Consider the following 20,952-nt stretch of genomic DNA (forward strand, 5'->3'; position numbering starts at 1 on the left):
GCCCAAGGACTTGCCCGAAACCCTGCCGGAGAATCCCCATGCCCACGATCGAAACCCGCCACGGAACCCGCCTACACGCCAAGATCTGGGGCGATGGCAGCCCGGTCGTGCTGATCCACGGCTGGCCGCTTTCGGGCGATAGCTGGGACCCGGTCACTCACGCGCTCGCCGAAGCCGGGTTCAAGGCGATTGCCTATGACCGACGCGGGTTCGGCAAATCAGACCAGCCATCGGGCGGATACGACTATGACACCTTCGCCGACGATCTTGCCAGCGTGATCGAGCAAACCGCGAATGGTGAAGACGTCGCACTGATCGGCTTCTCGATGGGCGGCGGCGAAATCGCGCGCTATCTTTCACGCCACGGTGCCAAGGGCATTTCGCGCGTTGCGCTGGTCTCATCGGTCGTACCGTACATGCTCCAGACCGATGACAACCCGCACGGCGTGCCGCAAGCCACCTTCGACCAGATGACCGAGGGCATGCTGCAGGACCGGGCCAAGTTCATGCGCGGCTTTTTCAAGGACTTCTTCGGCGTCAGCCTGCTGGTCAGCCCGGTCAACAGCGAACAACTGGACCTTGCCTGGGCCAGCGCGATGCAGGCGGGCCTGCGTCCCACGCTCGCCGCCGCGCACGCTTTTGCCACCACCGATTTCCGCCCCGACTTGCCCAGCTTCACCGTGCCCACGCTGGTGATCCACGGCACCGCCGACAAGACCGTGCCGATCGACGCCACCGGCCGCGCGGTGGCCGCCGCTGTGCCGCATGCGCAACTGGTCGAATACGATGGCGAGCCGCACGGCGTGTTCGCCAGCCAGACCGATCGGCTGATTGGCGACCTGCTGGCATTCCTGGGCGGCACAGACATGCGCGAAGCCGCGCTCGACCAGGCGAGTCAGGCCGATCGGCAGATTATGCTGGATGAGTTGAGCCGCGAATCGCTGGTCATGCCGCACCTTTGAGACGGGCGCCAGCTTGACCCCCTCCCGCTTGCGGGAGGGGGTCAAGGTTACCCACACAGCCCTTGCAGAAACCATTCGGGCGCCCCGCCGCGGCCATCGCCCGCAATCCCTGCGCGATAGATCCAGTAGCGCCGGCCGGTGTCATCCTCGATCCGGTAGTAATCGCGCAGCCGGGCGGTCGATTTCTCTCGCCACCATTCCGGCGCGATCCGCTCCGGCCCTTCGGCGCGTGCGATTTCGTGGACATTGCCGCGCCAGCGGAAGCGCCGCGGCAGTCCATCGGGCGTGGCGTAAAGCACCGCGATCGATTCGGGCAGATCCAGCAATTTCAGCGGGCGCGCGTGGAACGCAAGCGCGCCCTGTTCGGCCGGCGGTGGTTCCAGCGGCGGCCGCCAGCGCTGCGCCCGTTCGGGCACGTGGCTGGCGTAAGGCACCGGGCGGCACACTGCGGCTTCGCCCAATCGCGCCGACAGCCGGTCGATGCAGGCGGCCAGGCTGGTGCCATGGCGTTCGGCCGCCTCCTCGAAATCGGCTTGAGCCAGCGCCAGGGGTTCGCTCCAGCTCACGCGCAGCCGCATCAGTTCGATGCCGAGCCCAGCATCGATATCGTCGAGCTTGCCGGCCATCAGTCGCACGATATGGCTCGCATCGCGCGTGGCGGCGGCCAGTTCGAGCCGCCGCACCACCACTTCGCCGTCGAGCTTCCACAGCCCCAGTTCGAGCCGTCGCGCGCCCTGCCCCAGCCCTTCGAGCACCCGCACCATATCGGCCGCCAGGTCTGCCACCACGCGGTCGAGCAGCGCACGATGGCGGATCGGCTCCATCAGCCGGCGTTCGACCATCGGTGCAGAAACCCCGATCACCGGTAGCGCGGGTTCGGGCACCAGCCCCAGCAACTGGTCAAGCCGCAGCAGCGGATTGGCTGCAGCCGAGCGCCGGTTGCGGAAGCGCCGCGCCAAGGCCGCGCGGTCCACGCCATGCAGATCACCCAGCCGCTTCAACCCCAGCCGGCGAAGCAGCACCAGCACATCGTCATCGAGCCGCAGCGCCGCCGCCGGCAAGTCTGCCAGCCGCGCCATCGGTTCATCGTGCAGGTCCAGGATCGAACGATCACGCCCATGATGCGCAAGCGCCCAGGCCGCGCCCGCCGTGGGCGCCAGGGCCAGCCGCACGCCCAGCCCGCGCCGCGCGAACCGGCGGGCAGCATCGGCCAACAGCGCCGTTTCACCGCCGTAAAGATGCGCAACACCGGCAGTATCGACCAGCAGGCCATCGGGCGGGTCGAGCGCACTCCACGGCCCCCAGCGCTGCGCCCACAGCGCCAGCGCCTCGAGCATGGCAAGATCGCCCGCCGGATCGGACGGCTGCACCACCAGCGCCGGGCACAGCGCGCGCGCGTCGGCGAGCAGCATTCCCGCGCGCGCACCCGATCCTTGCGCGGCACGGTTGGCGGCATCGATCCGCGGCCCCCGCGCGGTTTCGGTGATCAGGACGACAGGGTCTGCGTCGGCACTTTCCTCGCTAACCAGCCGCCACCGGTCGATCGCCAGGTCCATGCACCAGATCGCCATGATCCGGCGAAGTGGAGGTGGCTTCGGCGAAAAGGGTGGTTGGGTCATCGGTGGGGGACTTTCCGGTGCCTAATATCCAGCGTCCGGGTTGGAAGGTGTGTGCGCGGAACAGATCGGCATGCCAGCGCGGCGGGCCCGGCGCATGACCGTTCCAGCGCGGTGGAGGCGAGGGTGCGGCGCGCGCCTCCCACCGCATCCGCGCCGAACCGAGATCGCGCCGCGCCCCCAGCCGTATCAGCCACAGCGGCACGCCGTGCTTTTCGGCGGCCAGGCTCAACCGGCGCGACGCGGTGAAATCGAGCGCGCGGGGGTTGCCTGCGATTTCTCCCACCACGAACGCCAGATCGCGGCAGCGCAGCCCTTCTTCGAGCGCGAACAGCGCGTCTTCGGGGCTTTCGGCGGAAACGTGGACCAGGCGATGGCGCAAGGCCTGCGGCAGGCCGGCGCGGTAAGGCCGCCCGCCCAGCCGGCGCGCGGCCTTGTCCTGCACCCACAACCAAGGCCGCTGATCTTCATCTGCGGCTTGCGAGGCTTGTGACTGACCGGCCCGGTTCAGCGCAAAAGCCAGCGCCAGCCCGGCGCCGCTGGCTTCCCCAGCGGCGGCAAAAATTTCGGTGTGCCGGCAATCGAAGCCCTGCCCCGGAGACCAGCGGCCTTCGATCGGCCCGACTCGCGCCAGCAAGCCCGGAACCAGCCCATGCGCGGGTGTCGCAGCGGGATCTGCGGAGGAAGATGCGTGTGTTGATGCCATGCGAATCGCCTTTTCGTTCTTATTATGTTCCGTTTTACAGGATTCGCAATCGGCTTTTGGGGAATGTCCCCGATCATCTTTCCCACTTTGGATCGCCGGGAACCAGGCACCGGACTCCCCGTTTCCAAAGCAATCCCATTCCCGAAAGGTCAAATCATGCAGTACAGCGACGGCAAGCCCGACGAATTGAAAAAGAAATTCTGGAATGCACTCGAAGCGTCATCCTTCGTGATGCTCCAGCGCGATGCCGACCCCGAATCCGCAGCGCCGATGACCGCAAGCCTGGATAAGGACGCCCATCACGCAATCTGGTTCTTCACCGGCCGCGACAACCGCTTCGCCGCGAAGGGCCCCGCCACCGCCAACTTCGCATCGAAGGGCCACGACCTGTTCGCGCGCTTTTCGGGCTTGCTGGTCGAGGAAACCGACAAGGCGCGGCTCGACAAGCAATGGTCGAACTTCGTCGAGGCGTGGTTCCCCGGCGGCAAGCAGGACCCCAACCTGCTGTTCCTGCGCATGGACCTGGGCCATGCCGCGATCTGGTCGGGCCAGATGGGCCTGCTGACCACCGCCAGGATGGCGCTGGGCATGGACGTGCGCGACGAAGTTGGCGGAAAGTACGTCGAAACCGTGCTGTGAACCTCGCGGCCAACTAAGAAAAAGGGCCGCCCGGATTACTCCGGGCGGCCCTTTTTGCGTCTGGCGGGCCAGAAGCCCCGCTTAAGCGATCAGACCTCGTGCCCCGCCGCGATCACTGGAGGCACATCGTCGAGGCTGTCATCGATCCCCCGGCCCACATGGCTGCGGCTGCGGCTGTAGCCGAAATAGACCACCAGCCCGATCAGCCCCCACGCGGGGAAGAAGGTTTTGGTGAACAGCGGCAGACTGAAATACAGATAGACGCAGCCGATGATCGCCAGCGGCCCGATCACATAGACCGCCGGGGTGCGGAAGCTGCGCACGCGGTCGGGATCGGTGCGCCGCAGCACCATCACCGCGATCGCCACGCAGGCGAATGCATAGAGCGTGCCCGCGTTCGACAGATCGGCCAGCTTGCCCACCGGCAGGAACCCGGCGAACACCAGCGCGAACATGCCCGTAGCGATGGTGATCACGTAAGGCGTTTTATAGCGCGGGTGGACTTTGGCGAAAGCGGCGGGAAAAAGCCCGTCGCGCGCCATCACGAAAGCAACGCGGGTCTGGCCGTACATCATCATCAGGATCACCGAAGGCAGCGCGATCGTCGCCGCCAACGCAAGCAGGTTGCCCACTTGCAAGTGCCCGGTCTGCTGCATCACCGTGACCAGCGCCTCGTGGCTGCACGTCATCGGCAATTTGGCGCCGCCCGCGACGATCTCATTGCAACGCTGCGTCAGTGCCATGCTGCCCGGATCGAGCAAGGCCCCGCCGATCGCCGTAACCGGCTGCGCACCGATCGATCCGATCGCGCCGGCGGCGACCAGGATATAGATGATCGTGCAGAAAATCAGCGATCCGATCAGCCCGATCGGCACGTTGCGCTGCGGGTTGATGGTTTCCTCGGCCGCGGTCGACACCGCGTCGAACCCGACATAGGCAAAGAAGATCGAGGCCGCTGCGCCCGCCACGCCGGTCATCCCCGTAGGCATGAACGGGTGAAACTTTTCGGCGTGCATCACCGGCAGCGCCAGCACCAGGAACAGCGCCAGTGCCGACAGCTTGACCATCACCAGCACCGAGTTGACCCGCGCGCTTTCGGTCGTGCCGATAACCAGCAGCCAGGTTACCAGCATCGCGATCACCACCGCGGGCAGGTTGATGACGCCGCCATCGTTGGGCGCATTGGCAATGGCCTTGGGGATGTCGATATGCGCAAAATCGTGGAGCAGCCCGACGAAGTGGTGCGACCATCCTACCGCCACCGCGCTCGCCCCCAGGGCATATTCAAGCACCAGCGACCAGCCGACAGTCCACGCCAGTACCTCACCCAGCACCGCATAGGTGTAAGTATAAGCCGAGCCAGCCACCGGCACCATCGACGACAGTTCGGAATAGCACAGCGCCGCGAACGCGCAGACCAATCCGGCGATGACGAAGCTGACCATCATCCCCGGCCCGGCCTTCTGCGCGGCTTCGGCCGTCAGCACGAAGATCCCGGTGCCGATCACCGCGCCGATCCCGAGCATGGTCAACTGGAACGCGCCGAGCGATCGGTGCAACGACTTCTTCTTTGCCGTCGCCAGGATGGCATCGAGCGACTTTACGCGACCAAACATCAAATTCTCCCTCATCCAGGGCACAACACCGCCTCGCGTTTTCACGAGTGACCGGTTGGTTGCCCCGGAAACCAGTCATGTTGCAGACGCTAACGGTCGCACCGCAGGGCGCAAGCGGTTTTTGCCCAAGCTTGCGCGTACCCGCCGAGCGACTAGAAGCAGGGCCATGTCCACCACCTTCCAACTCGACACCGCGACCAGTCGCGCCAACCCCACGCCCGCACCGATGAAGCGGCTGACCGTACCCGCGATCCGCGCGCGCAAGGTCGAAGGCCACACCGCCCGGCCGATCGTGATGCTGACCGCCTACACCGCGCGGATGGCGCAATTGCTCGACGAACATTGCGACATGCTGCTGGTCGGCGATTCGCTGGGCCAGGTGATCTATGGCCTGCCGTCCAGCGTGCCGGTCACGCTCGACATGATGATCGCGCACGGCGCGGCGGTGGTGCGCGGCAGCTATCACGCGGTGGTGGTCGTCGACCTGCCGTTCGGGACCTATGAAGCCTCGCCCGAGCAGGCCTTCGCCAGCGCCGCGCGCGTGCTCAAGGAAACCGGCTGCGCTGCGATCAAGCTGGAAGGCGGTGCTGCGATGGCTGAAACAGTCGCGTTTCTGGTCGCGCGCGGCATTCCGGTGATCGGTCATGTCGGGCTGACCCCGCAGGCGGTCAACGTGCTGGGCGGCTACAACGCCCGTGGGCGCAGCGACGCCGAGGCCGACAAGATCTTGGGCGATGCGCGCGCGCTGGCCGATGCCGGCGCCTTCGCGATCGTGATCGAAGGCGTGGTCGAACCGATCGCGGTGGCCATCACGCAGGCCGTCCCCTGCCCCACCATCGGCATCGGCGCTTCGGCACAATGCGACGGGCAAGTTCTTGTTACCGACGACATGCTGGGCATGTTCGATCGCGTGCCGCGCTTCGTGAAGCGATACGAAGCGATCGCCGAAACCATCTCGGGCGCCGCTGCACGCTATGCCGACGAAGTGCGTGACCGCAGCTTTCCCGGACCGGACCAGACTTACCAGCCCAAGTGATCGATAGCGCTGTTGATCGGCGCGCGGGGAAACCGACTGCGGGTATTGCCGTTCAGCCTTCTCGGCCCCATTGAGGCGGCTCGCCAATCTTACGGGATGTAACCTTTGCTTCGCCACTTCCGCTCATCGCTGATCTTCACCGCTGTGTGCTTCATCCTGGCCGCCGCCTTCGGCTGGTCGAGCGCACACAGCCTCGTCGGCGTGGCCGAAGTGGTGTGGATCGTGTTCGTGCTGGCCATTCTCGAAGTGTCGCTGTCGTTCGACAACGCGGTGGTCAACGCCGCGATCCTGCGCACGATGGAGCCGGTGTGGAGCAAGCGCTTCCTCACCTGGGGCATGCTGATTTCGGTGTTCGGGGTGCGGATCGTGTTTCCGCTGGCAATCGTCGCGATCGCGGCGGGCATCGGGCCGTATCAGGCGCTGGAACTGTCGCTGCGCCATCCCGACCAGTACCAAGTGATCGTCAGCGCCGCGCATGTCAGCATCGCGGGTTTCGGCGGCGCATTCCTGCTGATGGTCGGCCTCGGCTTCTTTTTCGACCAGGAAAAGGACGTCCACTGGGTTCGCTCGATCGAACATTTCCTCTCGCGCTTCGCCGCGGTCGAAGCGGTCGAGATCGCGCTGGTGCTGATCGTGCTGCTGGTGATCGGCAACACCTTGCCGCCCGAAGAAGCGCACCGCTTCGTGGTGGCGGGCATGCTCGGCCTGATCAGTTTCGTCGCGATGGAGGGCCTTGGCACGATGCTGAAAGGGCCGGAAGCGGACGATGCGAGCCATGCTCCCAGCGCCGCCGCCACGACCGCGGCAAAAGCCGGCGTCGGCGCGTTCCTGTACCTCAACCTGCTCGACGCCACCTTCAGCTTCGACGGCGTGATCGGCGCCTTCGCGCTGTCCAACTCGATGCCGGTGATCGCACTAGGCCTGTCGATCGGCGCGATGTTCGTCCGCTCGCTCACCACGCTGATGGTCGAACGTGATACGCTCGCGCAGTACCGCTACCTCGAACACGGCGCCTTCTGGGCCATCCTCGCGCTCGGCGTGCTGATGCTGGTGTCGGCGCGCTACGAAGTGCCCGAAGTGATCACCGGCATGATCGGCGCGGTGGTGATCGGACTGTCGCTGGTGTGGTCGGTACGGTATCGCCGGCGGAATGGGATGGAAGCGCTAAATGTGCCTTGACCCTGATCCACTGGCTAGCCTAGCAGGTCACGAGCCGGCCGCTCCTTATGGATAATCGGCATTTTGCGCGCGATAGCGTGTAACCGCCACCATCGAGAGATAGTCGACCATTGAAGCCGAAGCCTGCTCAGTCAACCTGACGAAGCGCCGGCGGCGGTCGGATTCATCGTCTTCTCGAACGACAACTCCCTCGTTTTCCAACACCTCGATCCAACGCAAGGCCGTAGTCGGGGGAACTCCAGAAGCCAAACAGGCCGATGTGATCGAAACATCGCGACCAAGCTGTTGCTGCACGAAAAGATCGATCATGATGTTCCATCCAGCATCCTCAAGGACGGTACTTGGAAAATAGGAAGCCCGCATTTTCTTGATCGATATTTCCCTTTCAGCAACGTAACGCAGTTGAAATTGGGGAAGGCTGCGCCGTCCCCCGGCAATCAGGTATCTTTCTGGATCATCGGGCGGTGATGGACGGGTTTCGAGCGCAAAACTCGCAGCGACCTTGATCGCTGTTTCGATGGCTTTGATGGCAGCAAGAGCCCCATCCAGCCTCGACCTGAAATCGTCCTCCACGGCTGCATCGCTGCTCAGAAATCCAGCATTCTTAATCTGCTGAGTCATTCGGATAACCTTTGGTGCGCAGCCATCCGTCATCTCGACAATGGATTTATTTGCACCTTAAGTTTCTGTGCCAGGAAAGGACACTAGGTAGGATTGCAGAATTGATATATTCAATTTGAATGTAGTTCGGATAAACGCGCAAATTACCGGCGATCGTCCAAAGAGTCATCTTAACACCCGAACCGCATGGATCTGCAAACTGAGTCTTCGCCATTTTGGATCGCTCGCAGATGCAAGCCTCCCAGACACCAAGGAATAAGTCGTGAATCGCAACGCCGACGGCCCGATGGTCGTTCCGTCTTTTCAAACGGACCGCGACGCGATCGACTTTATCGACAATCAGTTGGAACTGATGATCAGGATCGCCGATGAACGTAAGATCGATCCGAAACTTGGTGTTGCCCTCAGTCGCGCGCTTGATGTGATAACCATCTTGGGTGGCTGAAACCTGGTTCATTTTCAACAGGTTAATCGAACAGCACAGCCCGCCCCAACCTACCCCATTACCTCCCCCGCCAGCCTCGGCTTGGGCGCAGGAGTGGCGGAAAAGCGGGGTGCCGGCGCGGGCATGACCATGCCTTCGTCCTCGACGAAAGTACCGCGCTCCACGTTGTGCGGGTGGCGGGGTGCTTCGGTCAGGCTCAGCACGGGGGCGAAGCAGATATCGGTGCCGTCCATCAAAGCGCACCATTCGTCGCGCGATTTGGTCAGGAATAGCGCGGTCAGCTTGTCCTTGAGCGCGGGCCAGCCCGTCGGGTCCATCTGCGCGGCGAAGGCGGGATCGGTGGTCAGTTCGGCCTTTTCCAACAGGATCTTGTAGAATTGTGGTTCGATCGAGCCGATCGAGATCCACTTGCCGTCGGCGGTTTCGTACGTGTCGTAGAAGTGCGCGCCCGAATCGAGCAGGTTTACGCCCCTCTCGTCCTTCCACATGCCGTTGCCGAGGAAGCTGTAGGTCATCGCCGAAAGGATCGCGGCGCCGTCGACCATCGCGCAATCGACGACCTGGCCCCGCCCGGTGGTCCGCGCATTGAGCACCGCAGCCAGCACGCCGAACGCCATCATCATGCCGCCACCGCCAAAATCACCGACCGCGTTGACCGGGAAACTGGGCTTCTCGCCCTTGCGGCCATACGAATGGAGCGCGCCCGACAGCGCGATGTAATTGATGTCGTGGCCCGCCAGCGGCGCCATCGGCCCGTCCTGTCCCCAGCCGGTCATGCGGCCGAACACCAGCCTGGGATTGTCGGCCAGCAGCTCGTCGGGGCCGAGGCCAAGTCGTTCCATCACGCCGGGGCGGAAGCCTTCGATCACCGCGTCGGCGCTGCGGACCAGCTCGCGGATGCGGGCAATCGCGGCGGGGTCCTTCATGTCGAGTTCGAGCCGCGTGCGGTTGCGGTTGAGAATGTCGCGCCCGCCGGCATCACCCACGCGGCCCTTCACGCCGGGGCGCTCGATACGGATCACTTTCGCGCCGTGATCGGCCAGCATCATGCACGCAAACGGTCCGGGACCGATGCCGGCGAATTCGATGACGGTCAGGCCCTCAAGCACTCCGGGCATGCAAACTCTCCCTTTAATCGATCGGTTAAGGGAGGGTCATGCCCTTGCGGTTCGGGGCTGTCCAGCCCCCAAGGTCCGGTCCCTTGCTCGCGGCGACCAGTCGCTGCGCCGGCAGGCTCAGCGGATACTGCGCCAGGAAGCGCGCCAGCGTGGCATCGGCCTCGGCTGTCTGGCCGAGCGCGCGCAGCGTGAAATCGAGCCGCCGGGCCAGGCCCGGGCTGGCCTGGACCTGCGCAGCGCGGCGATAATCGGCCAGCGCGGCGGCATAGCTGCCCGCCATCGCCTCGACATCGCCAACCAGGATATGGGCTTCGGACGCACCCGGGTTGGCTTGCCGCAGGGTCTGGGCAGCCAGGAGCGCGCGGGGGGCGTCGCTGGCGGCAAGCAAGGCCCGGACAAAGGGCACGACTGCGGCGGCGCTGCGGGGATTTTCAGCCGCGCCGATCGCCAACACTTCGGGCGGTCGACTGGTGGGCAGCGCAATCCAGCCGGCAAAAGCGGGCGGCAGTGCGCGCGCCAGCACCGGCGCCGCGCGGGCGCGCTGGCCGGTGATCTCGTACCCGCGCGCCACCAGCGTCGCGAGATATGGCGCGGTTGTCGGGCGGTCTGCAACCGGGCCGAAGCGATCGAGCAACGGCCCCCACCCGGCCTGCTCGGCCATTGCACGCGCCAGCAATTGCGCGCCGTAGCGGTTGTCGGGCTGGAGCCGCAGCAGCCGGTCGAACTGCTCGACCGCCAGGTTGAGATTGCCCGCGCGGTATTCGAGCACTCCGCCCAGCAGGATCGCCGCGGGCTGATCGCGCAGCTTCTTGCCGGTGCGCTGGAGGATGCTGCGGGCCAGATCGGTCTGCCCGACCCGCGCGGCCAGCACGGCTTGCAGGTACAGCCCGCGCGCGTTGCCGGGCGCGGCCAGGTCGAGCCGGCGACAGGCGGCCAGCATGTCGGTGTAACGGCCGAGATCGCCCAGCGTGGCGGCATGTTCGCCAAGCAGATCGATGTTGCGCGGGGCAAGCTGCAACCCGCGCTCGAACCAAGGCAATGCCGCCAGCAATCCGGTGCGACTGCGTTCGAGCAGGCCCATCACCAGCATTGCACGCGGCTCTTTCGGACCGAGTTGAACGGCGCGGACCGCTGCTTCGTAAGCCTGCGCCTGCTCGCCGCCGCGGTAGCGCAATTGCGCGATATCGTCCCACAGCAGCGGATCATCGGCGATGGTGCGCAACGCTAGGTCGTAAGCCTGCCCGGCTTGCGGCAAGTTGCCGGCGCCGAATTCGAGCCGTCCACGCGCGCGCCAGCCCACCCCTTCGGTGCCCGGCGCGAAGGTGCCCGGGGCGAGCACGGTCCTCGCTCCGCGCGCATCGCCTTCGTACAGCAGCGCCTGCCCCAGCCGTGCGCGGACCGCGTCGAGCGGCACCCCGGCCTTGACCGCCGCGCGCAATGCCACCTCGGCCGAAACAGCATCGCCGCGCGCGAAGGCGGACTCGGCCTTGCGGTTGGCCTCTGCCGCAGGGTCGATCGCGCTGCCGGCAATGCCCGGCCACAGCACCAACGCCGCGCTTAACAAGGCACGGCGCAGCGCTTCAGGCATGGAGATCATATTGCTTGAGCAGATCGTACAGCGTCGGGCGGCTGATCCCGAGCAGCCGCGCGGTGCCCGAAATGTTGCCTTCGCTGCGCGCCAATGCGTGTCGGATCACCCGTCGATCGGCAGTCTCGCGAGCGCTTTTGAGGTTGAGCGGGTTTTCGGCATTTTCATCGGGGGCAACCAGATCGAGATCGGCGGCGGTCAGCAGCTTGCCATCGGCCATCACAACCGCGCGCTTCAACCGGTTTTCGAGTTCGCGCACGTTTCCGGGCCAGGTCCAGGCGTCAATCGCGGCCAGTGCATCGGGCGCAAAGCCCTTCACTTGCGGGTTCATTTCGGCCGCGAACCGCGCAAGCAAGCTTTTTGCAAGCAGTGCTGCGTCGCCTGGACGCTGCGCGAGCCCCGGAATTTTCACGACGATTTCGGCAAGGCGGTAATACAGATCCTCGCGGAACCGCCCATCACCGATCATCGCGTCGAGATCCTGGTGCGTCGCGCAAACGATCCGGGTGTCGACCGCGATCGACCGCCGCGATCCGATCCGCTCGATCGTACGCTCCTGCAGAAAGCGCAGCAATTTAACCTGCAACGGCAGCGGAATATCGCCCACTTCGTCGAGGAACAGCGTGCCCCCGTGGGCCAGTTCGATCTTGCCCTCGGTGGTCTTGACCGCGCCGGTGAAAGCGCCCTTCTCGTGCCCGAACAGCTCGCTTTCGAGGAGGTTTTCCGGGATCGCCGCGCAGTTGATTGCCACGAATGCGCCCCGGTTGCGCGGGCTGGCATCGTGCAGGCCCCGCGCCAGCAATTCCTTGCCGGTGCCACTGGCGCCCAGCAGCATGACGGAGACATTGGTGCTCGCCACCCGCTCGATCGTGCGCGCCACGCGCACCATTTCGGGCGCCGCGGTGATCATCCGGCCGAGCACGCGATTGTCCTCACCCGCCTTGTCGGCAAGCCGGCGATTTTCGGCCTCGATCTTCTGGACGTGAAGCGCGCGGCGCACGATCAGCCCCAGTTCGTCGATCCGCACCGGCTTCTGATAGAAATCGTAAGCCCCGCGCGCGATCGCCGCCCTTGCGCTTTCGCGTGCACCGTGACCCGACGCCACAATCACTTTGGTATCGGGCTTCATCGTCATGATCGCATCGAGCAGGGCCAGCCCTTCGGTCACGCCATCGGGATCGGGCGGCAAACCAAGGTCGAGCGTAACCACGGCAGGCTCTTCCGAACGCAGCAGCGCCAGCGCCTCGGCGCGATCACCGGCGATGAACACCTCGAAATCATCGTAAGCCCACTTGAGCTGCGCCTGCAAACCCAGATCATCCTCAACCACCAGCAGCTTGGGCAACGCATGGCCGGGATCGGTTGATGGCTTAGCCGAGACGGCCTGGTTTCGCATTACGCAACCTTCCTGTGAAATGGGGCGGGCATCGGCCGATCGCCATCGGTTCGCTGGCCGAGCGCGGCAGCGCTGCTCGCAAGCCCGTCATTCAGCGCCAGCGGTAGCCGGACGACGAAGCGACTGCCCAGTCCTTCGCGGCTTTCGACTTCGAGCCGCCCGCGCATCGCCTGAACCAGTTCGCGCGATTCGAAGGCACCGATCCCGAACCCGCCGGGCTTGGTCGAAACGAACGGCTTGAACAGACTGCCGCGCATGAATTCGGCGCTCATCCCGCAGCCGAAATCGATCACTTCGATCACCGCTTCGAAGCCGATGACGCTTGCCCGAAGCTCGACATCACAGCCCGATTCGCTGGCATCGAGCGCGTTCTGGACGAGATGGCGCAGCACTTGTTCGAGCGTCTCGGAACTGGCGACGGCAATACACGACGACGGCGCTTCGATCGTGACCCGCGCACCGGGATAGCCGGCCGCCACCCGTTCGAGCAGCGACGCCACCGCCACCGGGCCAAGCGCATCGCCAGTGCCGCCACCGGCACCATAGCGCGACAGCCGCGACAGCAGACCGCCCAGCCGTTCGGACGCATTGCGCAGCGTGATCAGCATATCTGCGCGGAACGCCGGGTTCTCTGCGTGACGTTCGGCATTGTGGGCCAGCAGACCAAGCTGGCTCGCCAGGTTCTTGATATCGTGCATCACGAAGGCGATGCGGCGGTTGAAATCCTCGAACTGCGCGGCTTCGAGCAGCGCATGCTGGCTGGCGTGCTCGGCCAGATGGCTCGCCAGTTGCCGACCGACCACGCGCAGCAGATCGAAATCCTCCCAATCGAGCGTACGCGCGAATGAAGGGCGGCCCAGCATGACCACCCCTGCCAGCCGGCCGAAGTGGAGCAGCGGCACGATCGCCCAGGCACGTTCTTCATCGATCAGCCACTGCGGGATGATGGCCTTTTCGCCGTTATGGTCGATCCCGGCGCGCACTGCATCGAGATCGACGATGAAACCATCACGCTCGAAGAACGCCACGGCTTCGCGCGGCAATACTTGCGCCGGAATGTCGAGCGTGCGCCATTGCCAGCGCGCGGAAACGGTCAGGTGGCCGCTATCATCCGGCGCGATGAGCACGCCGCAGGGGGCATCGGCGATATCGGCCAGCACCTTGACCACGCGTTCGGGCAAGGCCGGCTCGGTCGGCCCGGCGCGGCCGATCGTCTCGCTGAACTGCAGCCATTCGGCGCGATAATCGTAACGGTGCTGGAAGAAGTGCTTGGCCACCGTCACCTTGAGCCAGCCGCGCAACCGTGATGAGGGCAGGAACGCAAGGCACAGCGCGGTCGATCCCAGCGCGAACGCCAGTTGGACGAAGTGCGCCGGCCCTGCTCCCAGCCACGCCAGCGAGCGCGACGCACCCACCATCACGATCAGGTAAATACCGATCACCAGCAACGACAGCGACTGGAAAGCCACCGCGCGCGAGGGTGAAAGCCGCTGGTTCGATCCCTGACGCACCACGCCGATCGCCAGCAGGTTGGTAAAGGCCACCAGCGCCACACCGCGCAAGCTCGTCAGTTCGAGCGGGAAGCCCCACCCTTCGTGTCCACTGCCGAGATAGGCGATCGTGTAGTAATTCAGATCGTACCCCCACAGCAGCGCCAGCGCCGCGCATGTCCAGCGGATCATGCCGCGCGCGGCGCCCATCGCGCCCACGTAAAGGTTGTGGACCATCACCAGCGCGCCGATCACCACCAGCAGGCGGAACGTCACGATGAGTTGGAGAATGCTGGATTCTGCTTCGGGCAGAGCGGAAAAGCGCCACGCCAGCAGCAGCAGGGCGGGCTGTAGCAGTTCGAGCAACGCAAGCACTATCAGCATCGGCCGAACCGGAGCCATGCTGGAGTGGCGTCCGTCGCGCGCGAACAGCGTGTAAGTCACCCCCAGCCAGGCGAGATTGCGCAAGGTCTCGCCGATGCCTGCCACAACCGCGTCGGCGCCCAGGCCGGCGACAGAGATGGCCCAGCCGGCGCTGACCCACAGCGCAAGGATTTCCGCGCGGCCATCGCCGCCGACCAGGTTCGATTTGCGGTCGGCAGCTCCGACAGCCGCGCGCGCGCGACGCTGCATGATCCACACCGCCACCAGCGCGCAGCAGAACGCGGCGCCGGCATTGGCCCAATGCCCGAAGCCGTCCCACCCGATCGGGCTGGGCAAGCCGCCCCCGGAAAATTCGGCAACGGAGGCCGGAACTGCGCTCATCGCGCGCCTTCGTTCCACAGCACGACGCGAATGGTCTGGAGCAGGATCAGCAGATCGAGGAACGGCGTGTAGTTCTTGGCATAATACAGGTCGTATTCGAGCTTGTGCCGCGAATCCTCGATCGAGGCGCCGTAAGGGTAATTGATCTGCGCCCAGCCGGTGATGCCCGGCTTCACCATGTGCCGTTCGGCGAAATAGGGCAGCTTGTCTTCCAGATCGATCACGAATTCGGGCCGTTCCGGACGCGGGCCGACAAAACTCATGTGGCCCTTGAGCACCGCCCAGGTCTGCGGCAGTTCGTCGATCCGGCAGGCGCGGATCAGCCGGCCGATGCGGGTGACGCGCGGATCATCCTTGACCGCCCATTGCGCGCCCGCGGCTTCCGCATCGGTGCGCATCGAACGCAGCTTGATCAACTGGAAATCCTGCCCGTACAGCCCGACCCGGGTCTGCCGGAAAAACGCCGGGCCCTTGCTGTCCAGCTTCACCAGCACAGCGAACAGACCGATGATCGGGAACGTCAGCAGCAGCAGCAGCAGGCTCGCCAGCACGTCGAAAATGCGCTTGAACGCGCTCGAAAGCATGCGGCCCGACGAGAATCCGTCCGAAAAGATCAGCCAACTGGGATTGACCGTATCGAGATCGATCCGCCCTGTCTCGCGCTCCAGGAAAGTCGAGAAATCGTTGACGTGGACCCCGGTGGTCTTGATCCGCAGCAGATCTTTCAGCGGCAACGCGTTGCGCCGTTCTTCAAGCGCCAGGACCACTTCGCTGACGCCCAGGTTTTCGACGAAGCGCGTGAGATTGTGAATGGCCGAGCGGTTGATCGCTTCTTCGACCACCTGCACGCCTTCGTGCATGGCGAGGTACGATACGATGACGAAACCCGCATCCGGCTTTTCGGAAAGCTTGCGCAGCCGATCGGCGCGATGGCCAGCACCCAGCACCAGCACACGGCGGCGAAACGCTGCGGCGCCGATGAATTCGCCCACGATCAGCCGCAACGCCAGCAGCAGCACCATCGCGAAGCCCATCGCGTAAACCAGGTTCGATCGCCACAGCGTATGGCCCGGCAGCATGAAGTACAGCGCCGAGAGCGCGATGATGCCCAGGCTGATCGCCACCAGCAACCGCGCCGTGGCATAGCGCATCGACCGCAGCGCATCGGCGCCGTAGACCCCGACCGAGATCATCGCGAGCTGGATCATCGCTGCAAAAACCGTCAGCGGCACCCAACGGCCGGCCATCGGACCGACGGTGATGCCGATCTGGCGCGCACGCATGGCCCAGCCCAATTCGCCCGCCAGCAGCAACACCGCGAAATCGAACAGGCCGAGCAGCAGCACGGTGTTGGGAATGTAATGCTTGAACAAGCGGATCATCGCGGCGTCGATCCCTAACCGACCAGGCCGGAGCGGCGGTCGTCGTGCTTGATGGTTCCTAAGGCGAATGGGTAAACTGTCGGTAAATCTGACAATCGTCCCGCCCATTCTGTCGGGCCTGTTTACAAGCACGTGAACACTGGCGGCACGCGCCCAAGCCTGCCATGTTACACCGATGCGGCAGAAGGAACTGCGCATCGCACTGGTGTGCTATGGGGGAGTCAGCCTCGCCGTCTACATGCACGGCGTGACCAAGGAGCTGTGGCACGCGGTCCGCGCCAGCCGCGCGCACCATGCACGCCAGCCGAGCACCCCCGGCGTCGAAGCCGTTTATCGCGAACTGCTGGAAACCATCGGCGCCACCCGCGACCTGAAGCTGCGCGTGCTGCTGGACATCGTTGCCGGCGCGAGTGCTGGCGGCATGAACGGCGTGTTCCTGGCTCAGGCCATCGCCAACGGGCAAAGCCTCGAACCATTGACCAGACTGTGGCTCGAAAAGGCGGACATCGAGGTTCTGCTCGATCCCGACGCCAAGCCGTGGAGCCGCCTGGCCAAATTCTGGGCCCAGCCTCTGGTGTGGTTGCTGCTCAAGCGTCCGGGTAACGTGGTATCGGGTACGGTCGCGCCCGAAACGCGCAACGAAGTGAGGCGGAAGGTCTCGGCACTGATCCGCGCGCGCTGGTTTGCGCCACCGTTCAGCGGCATCGGTTTCTCGCGGCTGATCGCGGACGCCCTCGATGCAATGGCCGCAACGCCCGCTGGCCCCCCGCTGCTGCCCGATGGCCACCCGCTCGACCTGCTGGTCACCGCCACCGATTTCAACGGCCACCCGATGGCGCTGCAACTCCACAGTCCGCCCGTGGTCGAGGAAACCGAGCACCGCCTGTCGATCGGTTTCCGCAAAGTGGTAACCCAGGGGCCAGGCCGCGCGTTGGCGCCCTGGCCCGAACTGGTCGTTGCCGCGCGCGCCACCGCCAGCTTCCCCGGCGCCTTCCCGCCGCTTGCGCTGCGCGAGGTCGACGGGCTGGTGACCGAGCGGGAAGACACTTGGCCCAGCCGCGACGCATTCATTGCGCGGATCATGCCCGAACGGCACCAGCGCGGGGAATTCGACGATCTTGCGCTGATCGACGGGGCCGTCCTGGTCAACGCCCCCTTCGCCGAGGCGATCGCGGTGCTGGGTGATCGACCGGCGCAGCGCGAAGTAGACCGCCGCTTTGTCTATATCGACCCCCGTCCCGATGCGATGCACATCGGCCAGCGCGCGACGAAGACCGTGGGATTTTTCTCGGCGATCCTGGGTTCGCTCTCGTCGATCCCACGCGAACAGCCGATCCGCGACAACCTGGAGGCGCTGCGGCGCCAGTCCGATGGTCGCGCGCGATTGCGCGGCATTGTCGAGGCGCTGCGGCCCGAAATCGAGGAAGCGGTCGAAGGTCTGTTCGGCCGGACATTCTTCCTCGACCGGCCCAACCCCAAGCGGCTGACCGCGTGGCGCAACCGCGCGCAGCAGGCTGCGGCCGAACGCGCCGGGTTCGCCTTTCGCGCTTATGCCCAGGTCAAGCTCGACGGGATCGTCACAGCGCTCGCGCAAACGATCCATTCCGCCGCACCCGACGCGGCAAGCCCCGATGCTGTCGAAACCGCGCTGTGGCGGCACTTGCGCGCCAAGGGTTTCAACCGGCTGGCTGAGCTTGGCGGCGGCGCCACGCCCGAAACGATTGCATTTTTCCGCGCACACGATTTCGCCTTCCGCATCCGCCGTATCAAGATGCTGGCGCGGCGGCTGGCGCATGATTGGAGCGATATGGCCGGCATCGATCCAGTCGCTCGCGAAGCGGCGCGTGACACGGTGTTCCGCGCGCAGGCGCTGTACCAGGCGCGCGAAACCGGCGCCGGCTTCGGCACAAGCTTCGGCGCCATCGCCGCGCGCGCGTGCGAAGATCCCGGCGGGGTGCTGGCGGCAATAGCCGAGCGGCGAGCGTTGACCGCAATCGACCTGACTGTCGATGCGATGCTGGTCGAATCGCTGGTGGTGATGGACAGGGTGCTGCGCCGGCGCGTGCTGCTCGCCTACCTTGGCTTCCCGTTTTACGATGTCGCCACGCTGCCGTTGTTGCAGGGCGACAGCCTGAATGCGAATGGCGGCGAGTTCGATCCGGTCAAGATCGACCGCATTTCACCCGATGATGCGCCCTCGATCCGACCCGGCGGCACATTCGCATGCCTGCGCGGGGTGGAATTCTTCAACTTCGGCGCGTTCTTCAGCCGCGCCTACCGCGAGAACGATTACTTGTGGGGCCGGCTCCACGGTGCCGAACGCGTGATCGACCTGATCGCCTCGACCGTGGAAGAACCCCTGCCCCCGGCGATGATCCGTCGCGCCAAACACCAGGCATTCCTGGCCGTACTCGAATCCGAACGCGACCAGCTCAAGGCCGAACCAGGGCTGGTGCAGCGCTTGATCGACGAGGTCGAGGCGGCGTTTGCTGCGCCCGCCTGAGGCGATGGTCAGCCGGTAAAGGCATCCTTCAACCGATCGAAAAAGCCCTTCGATTGCGGTGTTTCATCACCCGTCTCGGTGGCCTGGAATTCGCGCAGCAATTCCTTCTGCCGCGCCGAAAGCTTCATCGGGGTTTCGACCTGGATCTCTACCACCAGATCGCCATGCCCGCGCCCTTGCAGCACCGGCATGCCCGCGCCACGCTTGCGCAACTGCTTGCCCGACTGGATGCCGGCGGGAATGTCGATGGTGTGCGTGGCGCCGTCGAGCCCGGGAATGGCGATCTCGCCGCCCAAGGCCGCCTTGGTGAAGCTGATCGGCGCGCGTGTGATCAGCGTGGTGCTTTCGCGTTCGAAAACATTGTGCCGCGAAACGTGGAGGAAAATATACAAGTCGCCCGATGGCGCGCCCTGTGGCCCTGCCTCGCCCTTGCCGCTCAAGCGGATGCGCGTGCCAGAATCGACACCCGCGGGGATCTGCACGTCGAGCGTCTGCGGCGCATCGATGCGGCCTTCCCCGCCACAACTGCGGCATGGGTTTTCGATCACCTGGCCGCGCCCGTGGCACGAGGGGCACGCCCGTTCGACCATGAAGAAACCCTGCTGCGCGCGCACTTTGCCGTGCCCGCCGCACAGCTTGCACCCGCGCGCGGCTGTGCCGGGCTGCGCGCCCGATCCGCCGCACGGGTCACACTTCTGCGAGACCTCGACCGTGATTTGCGCGGGCTTTCCGTGGAACGCCTCTTCGAGCGTGATCTCCATGTCGTAACGCAAGTCCGCGCCGCGCCGCGCTTGACCGCGCCCACCGCCACCGCCGAACGCGCCGCCGAAGATCGTTTCGAAAATATCGCCCAGGTCGCCGAAATCGGCACCGCCGCCTGCTCCACCGCCGCCCTGCTGTTCGAACGCGGCATGGCCATAGCGATCATAAGCCGCACGCTTCTGCGGATCGGACAAGCACGAATAGGCCGCGCTGATGGATTTGAACTTGGCCTCGGCTTCCTTGTTGCCGGGGTTCTTGTCCGGGTGGTGGATCATCGCCAGCCGCCGGTAAGCGGACTTGAGCACCTTGTCGTCAGCGGTGCGCTCGACTTCGAGCAATTCGTAGAAATCGACTTCGGTCGTCATTCGTCACCATCGTCCATGATGGTCGGCAGAAGATCGTTGTTTTCCTCTATCCGCAACATGCGAATGTCGCGCACGGCGGCCTTGAACCAGGGAAATTTCCGACTCAACCGTTGGATCGTCAGCACGCATTTGACTGCATCTACGCTGTCATCGCCGAAATACCCGCTGCCCTGAACCCACTCAAACCCCCGCGCGGTCAAGAATCCGCGAATGTCTGCATAGGCATTGTTCCAGGACGGATTCGGATAGGCCAACTGTAACGCTGATGTATCGAGATCGAATATGATCGCGTACATGCTTTTTCGTCCCCCTGAATTGTGACCGACCCCGGCCCCGCGCGCGAGAAAGCGCCACGCATCGCTACCGCCAGCAATTTCGCGAGCCAATACCATGGCGCTTTCCTAGCTTGTCACAGGATCGGCACAACACCGTTGTCGATCGAGCGCAGTCAGCCCTTGTTTTCGTCGACTTCGGAGAATTCCGCGTCAACCACGCCGTCGTCGGGCTTGACTTGGCCACCCGCGCCGCCGGGGGCTGCCGATGCGGCCTGTTCCTTTTCGTAGATCGCCTGACCCAGCTTCATCGCCACTTCGGTGAGGGCCTGGGTCTTGGCGGTCATCGCATCGACATCGCCGCCTTCGATCGCGGACTTGGTCTCGACGAGGGCGGCTTCGATCTCGCCCTTGAGGCTCGCGTCGATCTTGTCGGCATGTTCCTCAAGCTGACGCTCGGTCGCGTGGACGAGGCTTTCGGCGTTGTTCTT

18 protein-coding genes are annotated in these 20,952 nt (G+C 64.9%); 6 read left to right on the forward strand and 12 right to left on the reverse strand.

The genetic code is table 11. The features are described 5' to 3' along the window. The first annotated feature begins 38 nt into the window (after positions 1-38). Entirely contained in the window at positions 39-962 is a 924-nt protein-coding gene (locus Q0R16_RS09450; protein ID WP_295635524.1) for an alpha/beta hydrolase, read from the forward strand. A 47-nt stretch (positions 963-1,009) separates the two neighbouring features. Here Q0R16_RS09450 and Q0R16_RS09455 read toward each other — a convergent pair whose 3' ends face one another. Together Q0R16_RS09455 and Q0R16_RS09460 are read right to left on the reverse strand one after the other, a co-directional pair. Next, positions 1,010-2,533, reverse strand: coding sequence for a DUF6504 family protein (locus tag Q0R16_RS09455; protein ID WP_295635527.1), 1,524 nt, complete (start codon positions 2,531-2,533; stop codon positions 1,010-1,012). Continuing rightward, a complete protein-coding gene (locus Q0R16_RS09460) occupies positions 2,484-3,284 on the reverse strand; it encodes a hypothetical protein (RefSeq protein ID WP_295635530.1) in 801 nt (266 codons plus the stop codon). The genes Q0R16_RS09455 and Q0R16_RS09460 overlap by 50 nt, the downstream gene beginning before the upstream one ends. 156 nt (positions 3,285-3,440) lie before the next feature. Here Q0R16_RS09460 and Q0R16_RS09465 point away from each other — a divergent pair, with 156 nt between their 5' ends. Then, on the forward strand, positions 3,441-3,923 hold the full coding sequence (locus tag Q0R16_RS09465) for a pyridoxamine 5'-phosphate oxidase family protein (protein WP_295635534.1): 483 nt from the start codon (positions 3,441-3,443) through the stop codon (positions 3,921-3,923). 89 nt (positions 3,924-4,012) lie between these two features. On the opposite strand, the gene Q0R16_RS09470 is transcribed toward Q0R16_RS09465, so the two are convergent. Next, on the reverse strand, positions 4,013-5,542 hold the full coding sequence (locus tag Q0R16_RS09470; RefSeq protein WP_295635537.1) for an amino acid permease: 1,530 nt from the start codon (positions 5,540-5,542) through the stop codon (positions 4,013-4,015). A 163-nt stretch (positions 5,543-5,705) separates the two neighbouring features. On the opposite strand from Q0R16_RS09470, the gene panB reads away from it, so the two are divergent. Further along, the gene (panB, locus tag Q0R16_RS09475) at positions 5,706-6,575 is read left to right on the forward strand and encodes a 3-methyl-2-oxobutanoate hydroxymethyltransferase (RefSeq protein ID WP_295635540.1); all 870 of its coding nucleotides are present in this window, start codon (positions 5,706-5,708) and stop codon (positions 6,573-6,575) included. Between the two features lie 105 nt (positions 6,576-6,680). Beyond that, complete coding sequence (locus Q0R16_RS09480) at positions 6,681-7,754, forward strand: DUF475 domain-containing protein (RefSeq protein WP_295635543.1); 1,074 nt, start codon at positions 6,681-6,683, stop codon at positions 7,752-7,754. Between the two features lie 45 nt (positions 7,755-7,799). Here Q0R16_RS09480 and Q0R16_RS09485 read toward each other — a convergent pair whose 3' ends face one another. After that, positions 7,800-8,375 carry a MarR family winged helix-turn-helix transcriptional regulator gene (locus tag Q0R16_RS09485; RefSeq protein WP_295635546.1) on the reverse strand — a complete coding sequence of 192 codons (576 nt, stop codon included), beginning with the start codon at positions 8,373-8,375 and terminating at the stop codon, positions 7,800-7,802. A gap of 262 nt (positions 8,376-8,637) precedes the next feature. On the opposite strand from Q0R16_RS09485, the gene Q0R16_RS09490 reads away from it, so the two are divergent. After that, positions 8,638-8,820 carry a hypothetical protein gene (locus tag Q0R16_RS09490; protein ID WP_295635549.1) on the forward strand — a complete coding sequence of 61 codons (183 nt, stop codon included), beginning with the start codon at positions 8,638-8,640 and terminating at the stop codon, positions 8,818-8,820. Positions 8,821-8,870: 50 nt separating this feature from the next. Here Q0R16_RS09490 and Q0R16_RS09495 read toward each other — a convergent pair whose 3' ends face one another. Genes Q0R16_RS09495 through Q0R16_RS09515 form a run of 5 tightly spaced genes read right to left on the reverse strand, consistent with a single transcriptional unit; the run spans position 8,871 to position 16,559 of the window. Continuing rightward, positions 8,871-9,938, reverse strand: a complete 1,068-nt coding sequence (locus tag Q0R16_RS09495; protein ID WP_295635552.1) for a CaiB/BaiF CoA-transferase family protein — start codon at positions 9,936-9,938, stop codon at positions 8,871-8,873. Positions 9,939-9,963: 25 nt separating this feature from the next. Next, positions 9,964-11,526: a tetratricopeptide repeat protein gene (locus Q0R16_RS09500; protein WP_295635555.1), complete on the reverse strand. Its 1,563-nt coding sequence runs from the start codon at positions 11,524-11,526 to the stop codon at positions 9,964-9,966. Further along, complete coding sequence (gene prsR, locus Q0R16_RS09505) at positions 11,519-12,922, reverse strand: PEP-CTERM-box response regulator transcription factor (protein WP_295635558.1); 1,404 nt, start codon at positions 12,920-12,922, stop codon at positions 11,519-11,521. The genes Q0R16_RS09500 and prsR overlap by 8 nt, the downstream gene beginning before the upstream one ends. Beyond that, positions 12,922-15,177 carry an XrtA/PEP-CTERM system histidine kinase PrsK gene (prsK, locus tag Q0R16_RS09510; protein WP_295635561.1) on the reverse strand — a complete coding sequence of 752 codons (2,256 nt, stop codon included), beginning with the start codon at positions 15,175-15,177 and terminating at the stop codon, positions 12,922-12,924. Before prsK ends, prsR begins: the two co-directional genes overlap by 1 nt. Then, positions 15,174-16,559 (reverse strand): TIGR03013 family XrtA/PEP-CTERM system glycosyltransferase, encoded by a 1,386-nt coding sequence (locus Q0R16_RS09515; RefSeq protein ID WP_295635564.1) that lies wholly within the window; start codon positions 16,557-16,559, stop codon positions 15,174-15,176. The genes prsK and Q0R16_RS09515 overlap by 4 nt, the downstream gene beginning before the upstream one ends. Positions 16,560-16,734: 175 nt before the next feature. On the opposite strand from Q0R16_RS09515, the gene Q0R16_RS09520 reads away from it, so the two are divergent. Continuing rightward, positions 16,735-19,062 carry a patatin-like protein gene (locus tag Q0R16_RS09520; RefSeq protein ID WP_295635567.1) on the forward strand — a complete coding sequence of 776 codons (2,328 nt, stop codon included), beginning with the start codon at positions 16,735-16,737 and terminating at the stop codon, positions 19,060-19,062. An 8-nt stretch (positions 19,063-19,070) separates the two neighbouring features. Here Q0R16_RS09520 and dnaJ read toward each other — a convergent pair whose 3' ends face one another. From dnaJ to Q0R16_RS09535, 3 genes are all read right to left on the reverse strand, one after another. After that, on the reverse strand, positions 19,071-20,189 hold the full coding sequence (gene dnaJ / locus Q0R16_RS09525; RefSeq protein ID WP_295635570.1) for a molecular chaperone DnaJ: 1,119 nt from the start codon (positions 20,187-20,189) through the stop codon (positions 19,071-19,073). Next, positions 20,186-20,581: a virulence factor gene (locus tag Q0R16_RS09530; protein ID WP_295635574.1), complete on the reverse strand. Its 396-nt coding sequence runs from the start codon at positions 20,579-20,581 to the stop codon at positions 20,186-20,188. The genes dnaJ and Q0R16_RS09530 overlap by 4 nt, the downstream gene beginning before the upstream one ends. A gap of 56 nt (positions 20,582-20,637) precedes the next feature. Continuing rightward, positions 20,638-20,952, reverse strand: a 315-nt coding sequence (locus Q0R16_RS09535; protein WP_295635577.1) for an Hsp70 family protein, incomplete at its 5' end; no start/stop codon positions are given.

This window comes from Novosphingobium sp. (assembly GCF_025351285.1).
Lineage (GTDB): Bacteria > Pseudomonadota > Alphaproteobacteria > Sphingomonadales > Sphingomonadaceae > Novosphingobium.